This is a genomic window from Rhizobium sp. ZPR4 (assembly GCF_040215725.1).
Classification (GTDB): domain Bacteria; phylum Pseudomonadota; class Alphaproteobacteria; order Rhizobiales; family Rhizobiaceae; genus Rhizobium; species Rhizobium rhizogenes_D.
This window is the reverse complement of record NZ_CP157967.1, coordinates 3,181,747-3,197,640: the sequence shown is the minus strand read 5'-3', so window position 1 is coordinate 3,197,640 and position 15,894 is coordinate 3,181,747. Positions and strand designations below refer to the sequence as shown.

The 15,894-nt window shown below is 61.9% G+C and carries 13 protein-coding genes; 5 read left to right on the top strand and 8 right to left on the bottom strand.

Annotated features, from left to right (window positions below; translation table 11 throughout):
• Positions 1–40: 40 nt before the first annotated feature.
• Both ABOK31_RS15500 and ABOK31_RS15495 read right to left on the bottom strand, forming a co-directional pair.
• Positions 41–1,831: an alpha/beta fold hydrolase gene (locus tag ABOK31_RS15500; protein WP_349956598.1), complete on the bottom strand. Its 1,791-nt coding sequence runs from the start codon at positions 1,829–1,831 to the stop codon at positions 41–43.
• A gap of 11 nt (positions 1,832–1,842) precedes the next feature.
• Positions 1,843–3,342: a polysaccharide biosynthesis C-terminal domain-containing protein gene (locus tag ABOK31_RS15495; RefSeq protein WP_349956597.1), complete on the bottom strand. Its 1,500-nt coding sequence runs from the start codon at positions 3,340–3,342 to the stop codon at positions 1,843–1,845.
• Between the two features lie 209 nt (positions 3,343–3,551).
• On the opposite strand from ABOK31_RS15495, the gene ABOK31_RS15490 reads away from it, so the two are divergent.
• A complete protein-coding gene (locus ABOK31_RS15490) occupies positions 3,552–4,406 on the top strand; it encodes a glycosyltransferase family A protein (RefSeq protein ID WP_349956596.1) in 855 nt (284 codons plus the stop codon).
• Here the strand turns inward: ABOK31_RS15490 and ABOK31_RS15485 are convergent.
• Positions 4,373–5,575: a glycosyltransferase family 4 protein gene (locus tag ABOK31_RS15485; protein WP_174178238.1), complete on the bottom strand. Its 1,203-nt coding sequence runs from the start codon at positions 5,573–5,575 to the stop codon at positions 4,373–4,375. The two genes, ABOK31_RS15490 and ABOK31_RS15485, sit on opposite strands and share 34 nt — an antisense overlap.
• A 342-nt stretch (positions 5,576–5,917) precedes the next feature.
• Positions 5,918–6,154: an Lrp/AsnC ligand binding domain-containing protein gene (locus ABOK31_RS15480; protein ID WP_047630985.1), complete on the bottom strand. Its 237-nt coding sequence runs from the start codon at positions 6,152–6,154 to the stop codon at positions 5,918–5,920.
• A 208-nt stretch (positions 6,155–6,362) separates the two neighbouring features.
• Here ABOK31_RS15480 and ABOK31_RS15475 point away from each other — a divergent pair, with 208 nt between their 5' ends.
• The 3 genes from ABOK31_RS15475 to ABOK31_RS15465 all read left to right on the top strand — a co-directional run bounded on the left by ABOK31_RS15475 (position 6,363) and on the right by ABOK31_RS15465 (position 10,415).
• Positions 6,363–7,646, top strand: a complete 1,284-nt coding sequence (locus ABOK31_RS15475) for an FAD-binding oxidoreductase (RefSeq protein WP_174178236.1) — start codon at positions 6,363–6,365, stop codon at positions 7,644–7,646.
• A gap of 98 nt (positions 7,647–7,744) precedes the next feature.
• Positions 7,745–9,280, top strand: a complete 1,536-nt coding sequence (locus tag ABOK31_RS15470; RefSeq protein WP_349956595.1) for an aldehyde dehydrogenase family protein — start codon at positions 7,745–7,747, stop codon at positions 9,278–9,280.
• A gap of 145 nt (positions 9,281–9,425) precedes the next feature.
• Complete coding sequence (locus tag ABOK31_RS15465) at positions 9,426–10,415, top strand: Ldh family oxidoreductase (RefSeq protein WP_349956594.1); 990 nt, start codon at positions 9,426–9,428, stop codon at positions 10,413–10,415.
• 252 nt (positions 10,416–10,667) lie between these two features.
• Here the strand turns inward: ABOK31_RS15465 and ABOK31_RS15460 are convergent, their stop codons facing one another.
• The 4 genes from ABOK31_RS15460 to ABOK31_RS15445 all read right to left on the bottom strand — a co-directional run bounded on the left by ABOK31_RS15460 (position 10,668) and on the right by ABOK31_RS15445 (position 14,219).
• A complete protein-coding gene (locus ABOK31_RS15460) occupies positions 10,668–11,984 on the bottom strand; it encodes a glucoamylase family protein (protein ID WP_349956593.1) in 1,317 nt (438 codons plus the stop codon).
• Positions 11,985–12,239: 255 nt separating this feature from the next.
• Entirely contained in the window at positions 12,240–12,803 is a 564-nt protein-coding gene (locus tag ABOK31_RS15455) for a TetR/AcrR family transcriptional regulator (RefSeq protein ID WP_349956592.1), read from the bottom strand.
• 1 nt (position 12,804) lies between these two features.
• Positions 12,805–13,269: a nuclear transport factor 2 family protein gene (locus ABOK31_RS15450; RefSeq protein WP_349956591.1), complete on the bottom strand. Its 465-nt coding sequence runs from the start codon at positions 13,267–13,269 to the stop codon at positions 12,805–12,807.
• An 86-nt stretch (positions 13,270–13,355) separates the two neighbouring features.
• Complete coding sequence (locus ABOK31_RS15445; protein WP_349956590.1) at positions 13,356–14,219, bottom strand: DMT family transporter; 864 nt, start codon at positions 14,217–14,219, stop codon at positions 13,356–13,358.
• A 162-nt stretch (positions 14,220–14,381) separates the two neighbouring features.
• Between ABOK31_RS15445 and ABOK31_RS15440 the strand changes: the two genes are divergently transcribed.
• Positions 14,382–15,737, top strand: coding sequence for a PLP-dependent aminotransferase family protein (locus tag ABOK31_RS15440; protein WP_349958964.1), 1,356 nt, complete (start codon positions 14,382–14,384; stop codon positions 15,735–15,737).
• Positions 15,738–15,894 lie beyond the last annotated feature (157 nt).

The window sequence follows — 15,894 nt, the reverse complement described above, 5'->3', positions numbered from 1 at the left end:
GGATATGGCGAACATTTCCGGCGGTTTTCCAGCCAGGGCATCATCGATTGGCGAGCCTTAGGCCCATCTCCCTGACCTCCCGCAGATAGACCTTGCGCGCATAGGGCGGGGTCAGATTGTGGTCGGCTTCGGGAATGATGGTGAGGCGTATGTCCGGAAAATGCTTCAGGCCGGCGCCGTTCTCTCCGAACTGGTCATGCAGATGATCGAGCCCGATATCATGGGCGCTGTAAATCAGGGACATGTCGACACCACGCTTGGCAAGCGTGCGGAAACCGCCCAGCACAGGTCCCTGCGCCGCGGCGAAGAAAGGAAAGGCGCTGAGCAGCTGGCGGCTTGCTCGCACTGCGCGCCGGCCAAGCCCGGTCACCATGTTGCATAGGGCGCTTTTCGCATCGATCTGGCCACCGAAAAGCCGCTTCAGCGTTTCCATTTGCAGGAGCTTGCGCCCATAGGTTTCCAGCGAGCGCGGAGCGAAGCGCAGGGCTTCATCGACCGATCGGCTCTCATCCCAATGGAAGCTGTAGGGATTGACCGTGATAAGACCATTGCAACGAGCGTCGCGTATCGCCGCCTGGAAGGCCAGATAGCCGCCGCTGCAACGTCCCACCACATAGGCTGGCAGCAGGTCCTGTTTCTCCAGAAGATCCAGCGCCTCTTCGACATCCAGATGCTGTTCGCGGGAATAGAGCACCTGCTCGGGCGCGCCGGAAAGCGGCGGACTGTCGCCGACATTGGCCGTATCGAAGCGCAGTGACGCAATGCCATCGCGGGCAAGCGCGCGCGCCATGCCGACCGACATCCGGCCCCAGCCGGCATGTCTGTCATAGGCTGTCGTCAGGAGAAGCGCGGTTGCGCCCGTGCGGGCACCCTGCGGCTCGCAGAGAATGCCGAACAGACGGTTCCCTGCTCCGAAGCGCAGCGGCGTCTCGCGAAAGCCATCACCGATAAGGGGTTCATCGACCGGCGGGGTAAGATCGGCCGATGCGATTTCACCGGTTTCGGCGGCAACCGACTGCGCCCATTCGACTATTGTCCGGCCAGCCGCCGTCGGCATGGTGGCGATGGTTGGGTTCGAGACGAGATCGTCATAACCGTCGTAGGAAGCCTGCATGACCTGGGGGCTGAGCGTTTCGAGGTGACGCGCGAAATCGTCGTCCCCCGGGCGGCCGGGACGCGTCAGCACCAGGCAATTCGGCGTGCCCAGTCGGTCAAGCGTCATGAGGTTCAGCTTCCTGACCGCATCGGCGGCGCTATCAGGCATGCGCAGGCTCGCGACGGTGACACCGTCGGTCTGACGCTGCGCTTCGGCAAGCCCCATGCCCTCGTCGATCATCTTGGACCAGACGGTCAGCTCGCGCAGGTAGGCGCGGCCGGAGATGACGGGCGCGAGAAAGGCGATGCCGTCAATGCCGGCAAGCCGTTCGGCGAGCGTGGCGGCGATGGTCCCGCCGAGGCCCTGGCTGACGAGGATCAACCGTTCGCAGCCGGAAAGCTTCTTCAGCTTTGCGGCTGCCGCGAGAGCGGTTTCATGCCACGGCTCCAGACCTTTGCCTTCATCGGTCAGGTCGAGAGCATCGCCGGTGCCGGCATAATCGAAGCGAAGGCTGGCGACGCCGATATCGGCGAGATCTTCCGCCAGAATCCGCCAGAACTTGCGCACGCACATTTCCTCGAAGCCCCAGGGGCTGAGAAACAGGACGGCGGTGCCGCGTGAAGGTGCCATGGCCGATGTAAACAGGCCGACCGTTCCGGCGAAGGTTACCGGGGTCGCTGCCGATCTTAGCCGCCTTCCTTTGTCTTTTTCTTCGGCGGCTCCCCAACCAGCCATGCTTAGTCTCCTCACATTCGGCGTGGGGCCAATAGGGCCAGAGCCTGAGTGGCAATCGGATTGATACGTGCAGGCAATCGCGTCGCGATCTTCTGCATGACCTCGATATCTTCGGCTGGAACGGCTTTCAGCATTCTGAGCGCAATGCCATAGGCCAGCGCGCCGGCGATGATGGCGCCTATGAGACCTGCGACACCGGTCAGTGCCTGAACGAAACCATAGGCTGCAACCGCACACAGAATGGCAGCAACCGTGACTTTTGCAAGGTTGATGAGCATGCCGCGCGTCGATCCTTCGAATTCCATGCGGCGTACCGTCATCAGGCACAAGGCGACAAAGGCGAGCAGGCGGACCAGCGCCGCACCCTCGCCTCCGTAAAAGGGTACGGCGATGACGCAGCCGATGACCATGATGACGCTGGCGACGACGCCAATGACGGTGCGTTCGCGCACGCGATCGAGCGAATAGAGATACTGCGTGCAGATCTGCATGAAGACATAGGGTACGGCAGTCAGGGACAGGAGCGCCACCATGCCGCCGCTCGGCGCAAAGGCCGGGCCGAAGATCGTCACGACAAGCTCCGGCGAGATGGCTGCCAGGCCGAAGCTCATCGGCAGGGTGATATAGGCAATGCTGCGCGCCACACCGGCAAAGACCTCGACCGGCAGCTTGTCCGATTCCCGCGCGTGCATCTGTTCGGAATAATAGGGCAGGAGGCTGCCGCTCAATTGTACCGGCAGCTGCAGAGCCAGGTTGGCGAGCGACAGGCCGACGGCGTAAAAGCCGACGGCTTCGATCCCCCAGTAACGCTGCAGGAACAAAAGCTCGATGCGGTTGAGGAAGACGGAACTGTTGATGAGCTCGATCGAGAGAATGAGCGATGAACTGATCAGAGCTGAAAGGCCGACGCCGCAGCTGTTCTTGCGGGCGATTGCAATCCTGAGCGTCGCGATGAACATCGGCAGCTGGCCGATCGCGTAGCCGGCAAGCGCACCGCTGACGCCGAAGAAAATCGCGCCGAAGAGGACGGTGACGAGCTGCAGCGCCGAACTTATCACCGTGATGCGCAGGAACGCTCCGACTTGCTGCTCGCCGATCAGATAGTTCTTGCTGTAGGCACCGAGCGACTGAAGAACGAAGAACACGCCTGTTATGGCAACGACTGCGGACGCATCGCCGGCCCAATGCAATCGCTCCGTATCCCAATAATAGGCGGCATAGCCGAGAAGCAGAATCCCGGTTGCGAGGATCGTCGGCTGCAGAAGATAAGCGGCAAAGCCCAATCGTTCTTCAGTAGAATAGCCGTTCCCCTTCAGCTGGGGCAGAATGCGCAGCAGGGTGACGCCGGCGCCAAGCTCGGCGATCAGCGCGCCCGTCGTCGTTAGCCACAGGGAAAAGGCGATGATGCCGTTGGCCTCCGGGCCAAGCAGGCGCGCCGCGATGATCGAACATGCAAAGCCGGTCGCAAGCAGGGTCAATCCCGCCGCTGCATTCAGAACCGAATTTGCCATTATGCTCTTCGTCATGAAGACTGACCGTTCCTCAAATTGCCGGAACCTATTGCACTTGCACATGTCCGGCTCTTCGTGGGGATAGCGTCAGCTCTATTTCATATGCCTTAATATTTAGGGTTTAATGCTGCGCTAAGTTCATTTTTTACTTCGGCTAATATTCTTTCTCTCTGATATTGGCTGCCTCGGGGCTTGTGCGGAGGGTTTTAGTGTTCAGCCTCATCGTCTGCACCGTCGATCGGTTCGACCAGCTGGAGCGGCTTTTCCGTTCGCTGGCCGGGCAACGTCACCGGGATTTCGAAGTGATCGTCGTCGATCAGAACGTCGACGACCGCCTGCGCGCGCTGATCGACAGCTTTTCCTCGTCCTTCCTCATTCGCCACATCCGCTCGCCGAAGGGGCTTTCGCGGGCACGCAACAACGGCATGGCGGTTGCCGAAGGCGATTATGTCTGCTTTCCCGACGACGACTGCTGGTACGAGGCCGATACGCTTTCGACGGCGGCAACACTGTTTTCAGCCCATCCGGAGCTGGCGATTGTCACCGGCCGCACGCTCGATGCCGAAGGTCTCGCTTCCGTGAGCCCGACGGGCGAGGCGCGGCTTGCGCTGACACGCTGGAACTATCTGAAGTGCGGCAACTCGAATGGCATCTTCGTGCGCCGCGCGGCTTTGGCCGATATCGGTGGCTTTGACGAGGATCTCGGCGTCGGGTCGGAGTCGCCGTTCCAGAGCGGCGAAGAGGCGGATTTCCTGCTGCGGGCGCTTGCGGCCGACCGTCGAGCGATGTTCTTTCCCGAGCTCACCGTCCATCACGATCAGGTCACCAGCGAATACGGGCCGCGGCAGGTGGAGCGGGCGCGCAAATATGGACGCGGCTTCGGCGCGCTGATGCGCAAGCAGGCGTTTCCCTTGTATTATGTCGGTTACCGGCTGTTTCGCCCCGTCGCTGGCTGGCTTGCGGCGCTGGCGCGTTTCAACCTCGATGCGGCCCGCTACAAGCGCGCTTGGCTGATAGGTATTCTGGAAGGCTATGCCACCTGGCCGCGCTGGCGCAGAAGCTGAGGCGACTTGCCCTTCGGCGTCAGCGTCTCGGCATAGACTTCCATGTAGCGCTGGGCCACTTCGTCCCAGGCATAGGCGCGGGCATCGCGCAGCAGTTCCTGCCGCAGGCTCATGTCGTCGGCAAGAAGGCGCTCGAAGGCTGCGGTTAGCGTATCGGCGGCGGCTTCCGGATCGGAAAAATCCGAAAGCATCAGGGCAGGATGGGTTTCAGCCATCGCCTTATAGGCTTCGTTGGCGTTCAGCACCGGCAGCAGGCCGGCACTCATGGCTTCGATCGCCACCAGGCCGAAGCCTTCATATTCCGAGGCCGAGGCGAAGAGCGAGGCGCGGGCGATGATGTTGCGGATCGAGCCATCGTCGATCGACACATGCAGCGCAACATTGTGCTCCAGGCCGCGCGCCGCGATTTCCTTTTCCAGCATCGGCCGGTCGAGATCCGATGCGGCACCGATAATGTCGAGATGCCAGTCGGCATGGCGGGCCGCCAGCACTTTCATGGCATCGAGCAGATGGTCGAGCCGTTTGTTGACCGAGAAGCGGCCGATGGTGACGACGCGGCGGCGGGCTTCCAAGGCCGCGCAATTGGAAAACTTGCCGACGTCAGCGCCGTTTTCGATCAGATGGACGCGGCTTTCGGCAATCTGCCCAAAGAGCCGCGCGTCGGACTGGCTGCAACAGATGAGAGAGGCATAGCCGAGTGCGGAAAGCCGCGTTGCCGTGTTGAACCAGACCTTCTTGATGGCGGCATATTTCTGCGTGTGGAAGAAGCCGCCATGGGTGGTGGCGACCATCGGCCGCCCGTGCATCAGCTTGCCCCAGGCCAGCGCATCGAAGAAGAAATCGACGGCGTGGACATGAACGAGGTCGGCATCGGCCAGATGGCGGAAGACTTTTGGTGCCAGCGGATAGCGGCTGGAGCCGGACCAGGGAATGCGCACGATCTCGATGCCGTCGATGGTTTCGTGCTCCGCGAGTTCGCGACCTGGATCGGAAAACAGGCTGTTGCAAGTGACGACACGCACGCGATAGCCGCGGGCGACCAGCTGACGGCAGAGATTGGCAACGACGTCTTCCAAGCCGCCCTTGTTCGGCAGGAACTGGCGCACGACATGCACGATCAGCGGCCCGGTCTGCTTGTTTGCCTGATTATCCGCAACAGCCGATGTCATCGATCCACCTTCGATCCCTATGCCGCACCGCGCGTCGGCAATCCGGCGCTGCAGCGCGCCGCCCGTTGATCAGTCGGCAAAGCAGATCACTGGGTCGGTTAAAAAGGATTTAATCGTGGGCTGAAAGCCAAGCGGTTTCGGGCAAGAGGGTTAATGTAGGGGCGTTTCACCGGGAGAATTGGGCTTGCCGTGCGAGTATGGTTGATGCCGGGCGGTTTTGTCTGGCCGTCACTTTTGTGCCTGGCCCCTAACCCCAACCCTCTCCCCGTCAAAACGGGGAGAGGGTTGGGGTTAGGGCAATTTCGAATGAGATGGTGTGTTCAGACCCGAGGTCCGGACCTCTTAAAACGCTCGGAAGGTCAGCGTCGTCAGCGAGCGGATGATACCCGGGATATTGGCGATGTGGTCGTTGATGAACTTGCCGATATCCTGCTCCTCGGCGATGTAGACCTTCATCAGCAGATCGTAGTCGCCGCTGGTGGAATACAGCTCCGACACCAGCTCCGTCTGGTAGATCGCATCGGCGACCTCGTAGGTCTTGCCGGGGGAGCATTGGAGCTGAACGAAAATGGGCTTCATGAGGGTGTCCTGCTTTTGCCTGCGACCGCGATGGCGATCGGCTTTTTCTCTATAATGGTCGAAAGCGCCGTCGCCATGCAAGTTTTTCTCCAGAGCGGATGATTTTTCGGCATCATGCTATGTCCATCGGATGTCGCTCTTGCCGCTTCCGCAACTTCGCGCACAGCGCTAGATTGGCGCGATTATCTCTGTCGATTGGACCGATTTCATGCTGAATGACCCACGCTCCCATGGTCTCTGGGAAAAGACCGCCCCCTTGCCGCCGGCAACGAAGCCGCTTTCTGGCGAGATATCTGCCGATGTCGTGGTGGTCGGTGGTGGCTATACCGGTCTTTCGACGGCGCTGCATCTGGCGGAAGCCGGCACGAATGTCGTGTTGCTGGAGGCCAATGAAATCGGCTTTGGCGGTGCCGGGCGCAATGTCGGCCTCATCAATGCCGGCATGTGGGTGATGCCGGACGATCTTCCCGGCGAACTCGGCTCCGTTCATGGGGAGCGCCTGCTCGAGCTGCTCGGCAACGGGCCGAAGCTGGTCATGGAGCTGATCGACAAGCACGGCATCGCCTGCGAGCTCGAGCGCAACGGTACGCTGCATTGCGCCGTCGGGCCGGAGGGATTGAAGGAAATCGAGGAGCGTGCCCGCCAGTGGAGCAAGCGCGGCGCGCCGGTCACAGTGCTCGACGCGCGGGAGACGGAACGTCGCATCGGCAGCTCGGCTTATGCGGGGGCACTGCTCGACATGCGTGCTGGCACGCTGCAGCCGCTTGCCTATGCCCGCGGCCTTGCCCATGCCGTGGTGAAGGCAGGCGTTACAATCCATACCGGCAGCCACGTGATCTCTACGGAAAGAAGCGGCGCGAAATGGGTGGTTTCGACCGGCGGTGGCAAGGTCAATGCCGACTGGATCGTGGTGGCCACGGATGCCTACAGCACCGGTCCCTGGGAGGCGATCAGGAATGAGCAGGTACATCTGCCCTATTTTAATTTCGCCACTGTGCCGCTCGGCGACAACCTGCGCAAATCCGTGCTGCCGGGGCGTGAGGGCGCTTGGGATACCAAGGAAGTGCTCTCGTCCTTCCGCATGGATCAAGCGGGCCGGTTGGTCTTCGGCAGCGTCGGCGCTCTGCGCAATACGGGCCTTGCCATCCACAAGAGCTGGGCGCGGCGGTCGATCAAGAAGCTCTTTCCGCAGCTTGGCGACATCCCCTTCGAATGCGAATGGTACGGCAAGATCGGCATGACCGACAATGCCCTGCCGCGCTTCCACAAGCTCGCCCAGAATGTCGTCGGTTTCTCCGGCTATAACGGTCGCGGCATTGCGCCGGGCACCGTGTTCGGCAAGGTGCTTGCCGGCCATATTCTCGGGCAGATTTCCGAGGCCGATCTGCCGCTGCCGGTGACCGACATCGTCGAGCCGAGCTTCAGGGCAGCAAAGGAAATGTGGTACGAGGCGGGCGCCCAGGCTGCGCATTTCGTCGGTGCCCGGGTCTGAAGCAATTCCAGGAAAAGTGCGCAGCAGTTTTCCGTCCGGAATTGCGAGACAATAGACAGAGCAATCAACGAACCACCATTACGGGAAGAGGAAACAAGATGACCGCGACATCAGATCTTGCTGCCGAAACCAAGGCAATATTGACGGAGCTTGGCGTATCGGCTGATCGCTATACCGGCGGAACACTGGCCGTTACCTCTCCGGTCACCGGCGCCGAGATCGGCCGGCTCAGGGAGCATTCGGCTGACGAGGCGAAGGGTGCGATCGCGGCGGCGCATGAGGCGTTTCTATCCTGGCGCAATGTGCCGGCGCCGAAGCGCGGCGAGCTGATCCGCCTGCTTGGCGAGGAGCTGCGAGCCGGCAAGGCGGCTCTCGGCCGTCTCGTTTCCGTCGAAGTCGGCAAGATCACCTCCGAAGGTCTCGGCGAGGTGCAGGAGATGATCGATATCTGCGATTTTGCCGTTGGCCTCTCGCGCCAGCTTTACGGCCTGACAATCGCGACCGAACGCTCCGAGCATCGGATGATGGAAAGCTGGCATCCGCTTGGGGCGATCGGCATCATCTCCGCCTTCAATTTCCCGGTTGCCGTCTGGTCGTGGAATGCGGCGCTTGCCATCGTCTGCGGCAATTCCACCATCTGGAAGCCATCGGAAAAGACGCCGTTGACGGCGCTTGCCGTGCAGGCCCTGTTCGAAAGGGCGCTGAAGCGCTACGTCGCCATGGGCGGCGAGGCGCCAGCCAATCTCTCGACGCTGTTGATCGGTAGCCGTGATCTCGGCGAGCTGCTGGTCGATCATCGCCAAGTGCCGCTGGTCTCGGCGACCGGCTCGACGGCCATGGGCCGCGCGGTCGGCCCGCGTCTTGCCGGTCGGTTCGCCCGTGCCATCCTCGAGCTTGGCGGCAATAACGCCGCGATCGTCTGCCCGACGGCCGATCTCGACCTGACGCTCCGCGGCGTTGCCTTCTCCGCGATGGGCACGGCCGGCCAGCGCTGCACGACGCTGCGTCGTCTCTTCGTCCATGACAGCGTCTACGATCAGCTCGTTCCGCGCCTGCAGAAGGCCTATGGTTCGGTGACGATCGGCAACCCGCTTGAAGCAGGAACCCTCGTCGGCCCGCTGATCGACAAGCAGGCCTTCGACCGCATGCAGTCGGCACTTGCCGCAGCGAGGGCGGCCGGCGGCACGGTGACTGGCGGCGAGCGTGTCGAAAACGCTTCTGCCGACGCCTTTTACGTCCGTCCGGCTCTGGTCGAAATGCCCGAACAGACCGGCCCGGTCGAGCAGGAAACCTTCGCGCCGATCCTCTATGTCATGAAGTACAGCGATTTCGACAAGGTTTTGGCGCTGCATAACGCCGTGCCGCAGGGCCTGTCGTCGTCGATCTTTACTAACGACATGCGGGAAGCGGAGACTTTCGTGTCGGCGCGCGGTTCGGATTGCGGTATCGCCAATGTCAATCTCGGTCCCTCCGGCGCCGAGATCGGCGGCGCATTCGGCGGCGAGAAGGAAACGGGTGGCGGGCGCGAGTCCGGCTCCGATGCCTGGAAGGCCTATATGCGTCGGGCGACCAATACGATCAATTACGGCCGTACGCTGCCTCTGGCCCAGGGCGTCAAGTTCGACGTCGCATAGCAGGAGCATTTCCAGGAAAAGTGCGCAGCGGTTTTCCGCCCGGGATGCGTAAAGGAACAATGAGACAGAGTTTTTGCTGCATTGCGATGGGGCGGATGAGGGCGTAGAAAGTCTTTATCCGCCTCATTTTTCAAGGTCTCCTGTCATGCATCTGTCGCTCGCCGAAGCCGAAACGCTTGTTGTGGGGGCGTTGCAGCGAAACAAGGTGAGCGTTGAGAACGCTCGTGCCGTGGCTGTCGCGCTCGTCGCGGCGGAGGCTGCCGGGCAGGGTGGCCATGGTCTGCGCCGCGTCCCTGCCTATGCTGGCCAGGCCAGGGTCGGCAAGACCGATGGTTTTGCCACGCCACAGATGAGCCGACCCTTTCCAGCTGTGCTGCGCATCGATGCCGGCAATGGCTACGCCTATCCCGCGCTCGATCTTGCCGTTGCCGAGCTTCCCACGATTGCCCGCGAGCAGGGGATTGCGCTTGCCGCCATCAGCCGATCGCACCATGCCGGCGTCATGGGCCTGACAGTGGAGCGGTTTGCCGATCAGGGACTGGTGGCGCTGATGGTCGCCAATGCGCCGGCATCCATGGCACCCTGGGGCGGCAAGACGCCGGTCTTCGGCACCAACCCGATCGCCTTTGCCGCACCGCTTCCGGGGGACGATCCGATCGTGATCGATCTGGCGCTGTCGAAGGTGGCGCGCGGCAAGGTGATGGCCGCGCGGCAGCAGGGCGCCTCGATCCCCGCCGACTGGGCTTTCGATCGCGGGGGAAAGCCGACCACCGACGCCGAAGAGGCGCTTGCCGGCACAATGGTTCCAGCCGGCGATGCCAAGGGGGCGGCACTCGCTCTCATGGTTGAAATTCTGGCGGCCGGCCTGACCGGCGCCAATTATGCCTTCGAGGCCTCCTCGCTCTTCGACGACAAGGGTGCGCCACCCGCGCTCGGCCATACGATCATCGCGATCAATCCGGCGGCCACGAGCGCGGCCGATACGGCGCAGCGGCTGGCTTTGCTGGCGGGTGAGATCACCCGCGATCCCAATGCCCGCCTGCCGGGCCGACGCGGTCAGAGTTCGCGGCGTCTTGCATTGGCGGAGGGGATCACCGTCGAGGATGAAGTGATAGCGGCGATAGAGAAGCTTTGAAGGTCGCTCAAGATGATGGACGGGTGAGTGTGGCTTTGTCGTGATCCGGTGCACGGCCCCTCACCCCAGCCCTCTCCCCGCGAGCGGGGCGAGGGAGTTATCGCGCAAAGCAATGTGTCGATGGGCGAAGAGGGTAGCGGTTTGACTCGTTCGTCCCCTCGCCCCGCTCACGGGGAGAGGGTTAGGGTGAGGGGCCAGGCAGATAGTCGCTACGTTAACGAGAATGCCTGACGGCTACCCACGATCAAAAAATCAAGCGACCGCAGGCTTTTCGTTCAGCCAGCCGCCGGTGAAGCCGGCGCGTTCGAGGCCGGTGCGGAGGATCGGCGATTGCCGCATCAGATTCCAGATCATGCCGGTGCGGGCGTTTTCGATCATCATGACCAGCAGGCCCTGGTCAAGCGCGACCGAACGGTCGTCCACCCAGCCTTCCGGGCCGGCGCCCTTGACACTCGGATTGAAGCCGCCGGGGAAGCGGCCGTCGAGCAGCAGGTTGGGATAGGTTGAAAGCAGCGCCCGCGTGCCGTCGAGTGCGGCCTGGCGGTCGAAAGGTAGGCAGGACAGCGGTCCCCAGGGCGCGATGGTTCCATCATCCGGGCCGAGCGGGGCGCCGCGGGCGGCATAGCCGAAAACTTTCGGCGCATAGCGCAGGCTATGCTTGGTGCCTGTGGGGTTCGGACCGTCGCAGGCCGAAAGCCCCCATATGTCCTTCGCATAGCCGGCGAAATGGCCGGGATTGCGATCGGTATAATCGCGCTGCACTGATATCGCCGTCTGGGTATTGCGGAAGTAATCGGTATCCTTGTCGGCCACATGCTTGTCGCGGATGCCGCGAAAATCGATCCAGGCATGCGAGAAGAGGTGGATGAACAGCGGCCCTGCATAGAGGAAGGGCGTGTCCTTGAACATCATCCAGGTATAGGTCGACGCAAAGGCGTCGTAGCTCGATGGCGGAATGGGATGCGTGGGCGAGCCGAGCGCCAGCACATAGAGGAAAATCGCCTCGTCATAGCCCTGATAGCGCCAGCGCAGGAAACCGCTGGCCGGCTTCCAGCCCATGCTGATCGTCTGGCCCTTGTTCAGCGCCCAATGCCAGTCGCAGCGTTCGTAAAGGAATTTCGCCTGCTTGCGAAGGTCGCGCTCGACCTGGTTGTTTCCGGTAAAATAAGCGGCCGCCGTCAGTACACCGATCAGCAGAAGACCGGTATCGATGGTCGAAAGCTCGCTGTTCCAGGCGCGGTTGCCCGTCTCCATGTAGAGGAAATGATAGTAGAAGCCGCGATGGCCGGTGGCGCCACGCTCGGTGCCCTGATCGCTGTTGGCGAAGAAATCGAGAGCGGCCAGCACCCGTTTGGCCGCATCGGCGCGGCTGATCCATCCACGCTCGACGGCGACCGGATAGCTCGAAAGCGCGAAGCCGACCGCGGCGATGCTGCAGTGGCTCGTCTTGATGGACGTATCCGCCACCAGCCCGTTTTCCGGATTGGTGTGGAGCATGAAATAGTCGAACGCCGAACGTTGCAGTTGGTCGATCAGCGCATCGTCGGTGTCGTTTACCTGTTGCAGCATCTTCTATCCGTCTCCTCGGCGCTCCTGTTGCCTGCTGAGCATAGGAGCCTGGATAGTTGCAAATCAAACATGGTTAACATTGCCACGCATTTGTGGAGGATTGTTTAAGATCATGGTCTTATCTGCGGTTCATCCCCAATTCTTAAGGGCAGCGTCGCAGTTTTCAACGGGTTTGACGTGCCTAGCCTGCCAGTCCGCCATTTCTGCCAGGCGCTGAACGCGGTGGCAGACGGTGATTCGCGCCGATCGCACCGCCTATTGAAGCGCTGAGTCCATTCTCTGTTCCAGCCGTTTCAGGGTTCTGCCGAAAATCGCCTCGTCTCCGAGGGCTCTCGCAAGCGTCAATGCGCCCTGGATGCCGACGATGGTCTCTTCGGCGAGCGCCTTCGCCTCCGTGCCGGGCAGGTCGATTTTTTGCAGAGCCCCGGCAAGCGCTTCGATCCAGCGATGGAAATAGCCGCGGATGGCGGCGGAAAAGCGGTCGCGCGTTTCATCGAGCGCGAAGGCGCCGATCAGGCAAACGCGGCGGCCGGAGCGGAAATAGCTGTCCGTCGTCTCCCACATGCGGGCAATAGCGGCGCGTGGTTCCTGCTCTTCGAGCGGCTCGAACATTTCCTTGATGAACCAGGCATCGATATTGGCCATGATCTCCGCCGCCATATCTTCCTTGCCGCCCGGAAAGAAGTGATAGAGGCTGCCTTTCGACAGTTTCGTGCGTGCGGTGATCTCGCTCATCGATGCGCCCTCATAGCCGAGCTCGCGAAAGACTTCGGCAACAAGGGCGATGGCGTCGGATTTTTCGAAGACGGTACGCACCATCTCAAAGGCCGAGGTCGGAAAGGCTGGGATGATCGTCCGGCCGGCGGCCGAGCGGCCAATGGAATTTCCGGTCTTCCTGCCTGATAGGCATGTCGTTGATGGAGGCGAAGCGGCGCTGCATCAGGCCCTCGGCATCGAATTCCCAATTCTCGTTGCCATAGGAGCGGAACCAATGACCGCTGTCGTCGTGCCATTCATAGGCAAAGCGCACGGCGATGCGATTGCCTTCGAAGGTCCAGAGTTCCTTGATCAGCCGGTAGTCCAGTTCCTTTGCCCATTTGCGCGTCAGGAATTCGACGATCTCCTTGCGGCCGCGCGGGAATTCGGCGCGATTTCGCCACTGGCTGTCTTCTGTGTAGACCTTGGAAACGCGTTCCGGATCGCGACTGTTCCAGCCGTCTTCGGCCATGCGGACTTTGGCGATTGCGGTTTCGCGGGTGAAAGGCGGGATGAGAGGGGTCGGCATGACATGTTCCTTCTAAACCAATCGGTTATTTATAGACTGATCGGTTTAGAAGATCAAGCAGTGGTCTTTTCGTCGGGGCGAGGGTCTCAATGGGCGAATTTTCGTGCCCCGGCGACGCAGGCGACGACAGCAAGCGTCACCACGAGCATGGACCAGCTGACGCTTTCCTTGAGAAGGGCAGCGGCGAGCGCGAAGCCGAAGAAGGGCTGGAGGAATTGCAGCTGGCCGACGGCTGCGATGCCACCCTGGGCGAGCCCGCGATACCAGAAGACGAAGCCGATCAGCATGCTGAAGAGCGAGACATAGATGAGGCCGAGCCAGGCAGGGCCGCCGATGCCGTCGATGTTGTGCGGCATGGTCATGAAGCAGAGCGCGATCATAACCGGCAGCGACAGGACGAGAGCCCAGCAGATAACCTGCCAGCCGCCGAGCCGGCGCGAGAGCACCGCGCCCTCGGCATAGCCGAGGCCGCAGACGATCACGGCTGCAAGCATCAGGAGATCGCCGACCGGCGAGGCCGACACGCCCTGCGCAAGCGCATAGCTGCACACGAGCGCACTGCCGAGGACGGAGAATATCCAGAAGGCCGGGCGCGGCCGCTCGCCGCCGCGCAGCACGCCGAAGATGGCGGTCGCTAAGGGCAGCAGGCCGATGAAGACGATGGAGTGGGCGGAGGTGACATGCTTGAGCGCCAATGCTGTCAAGAGCGGAAAGCCGACGACGCAGCCGAGGGCGACGATGGCGAGTGAGGTGATATCGCCGCGAGTCGGGCGCTTTTCACGAAAGGCAAGCAGCAGGCCAAGACCCAGGAGGCCGGCGATCGCGGCTCGGGCAACGGTCAGGAACACAGGGTCGAAATCCATCACGGCCACCCGCGTCGCCGGCAGCGAGCCACTGAAGATCACCACTCCCGTCAAACCGTAAATCCATCCTGTTGTCGTCTTGTCCATCACGCATGCTCCTTCTTGGTCTTCGCGGTATCGACGTATTTGTCTGGCCAAGCCAGAGACGGTGCAGTACAATTTATAGAAACTGTTATGGTATAAGGGGCAGTACGGGTGGATGACCTGTTGGTGGCAAGCGCAGTCGGCGGCACGCGCATCGAGGGAGTGATGGCGGCGATTTCCGACCGTATTGCCGCCCGCAGCTTGATACCGGGTGCGCGGCTTCCTTCTGTGCGCAGCTTCGCAAAGACGATGCAGGTGTCTGTTTCCACCGTGGTCGAGGCTTATGAGCGGCTCGCCGCCGAGGGCACGATCCGCTCGCGGCCGGGCGCCGGATTCTATGTCTGCGGCCCGCTGCCGCCGCTTTCGCTGTCCGAGACCGGAGCGAAATCGGATCGCAACGTCGATCCGCTCTGGATTTCCAGACAATCGCTCGAGGTAGGGGATGATGTCCTGAAGCCCGGCTGCGGCTGGCTTCCACCCTCCTGGCTGCCGCAGGCGGCGTTGCGGCGGGCAATGCGGACGCTGGCAAGAGGCGATATGGGAGCGCTCGCCAATTACGGGACGCCGCTCGGCCTGCCGCTGCTGCGGCAGCTGCTCGCCCGGCGTCTCGGCGAGCATGGCATCACGGTGCCGCCGGACCAGATCCTGCTGACGGAATCCGGCACCCAGGCGATCGACCTTCTCTGCCGTTTCCTGCTCGAACCCGGCGATACCGTGCTGGTGGACGATCCCTGCTATTTCAATTTTCATGCGCTCTTGCGGGCGCATCGTGCCAATGTCGTCTCCGTGCCCTTCACGCCTACGGGGCCGGATGTCGAACTGTTCGGACAGATTCTCGAACGGCACAAGCCGCGGCTCTACATCACCAATTCCGCCATTCACAATCCGACGGGAGCGACGCTTTCGCCCGTGACGGCACACCGGCTGCTGAAGCTGGCGGATGCTGCCGGGCTGACGATCATCGAGGACGATATCTTTGCCGACTTCGAGGATGTTCCGGCACCGCGGCTTGCCGCCTATGACGGGCTCGACCGGGTGATCCATATCGGCAGCTTTTCGAAGACGCTTTCGGCCTCGGTGCGCTGCGGCTTCATCGCAGCGCGGCGGGGTTGGATCGATGGGTTAGTCGATCTCAAGGTCGCGAGCAGCTTCAGTTGCGGGCAATTGTCGGCCGAGCTCGTCTATCTCGCGCTGAAGGATGGCAGCTATCGCAAGCATGTCGAGGCCTTGCGTGTAAGGCTCGCCAAGACCATGGCGGACGTGTCGACGCGGCTGGAAGCGATCGGTATCGTGCCTTGGTTGAAGCCCCGGGCTGGTATGTTTCTCTGGTGCAGGCTGCCGGAAGGGCTCGATGCCGCCGATGTCGCGCGTGCCTGCCTTGCCGAGGGCATCGTCCTTGCGCCGGGCAATGTTTTCAGCCTCTCGGATACGGCCGGACGTTTCATGCGGTTCAATGTCGCGCAGTCGACCGATCCTCGCATCTTCGAGGCGCTGGAAACCTCCATGCGGAAACTGAGGTAACGGTTTCGGCTGGTGGATTGCGGAGACTTTTCGGCCTGTTTGGAGGATGCAGGAGGCCCGCGCTCTTGCCAGATGGAAATGATCCGTCATAGCTTTGCCACATCGCCGCGCCAATTGCGGCCCACATCGGCTAAGAAATATTCGACTAAATGGGGTC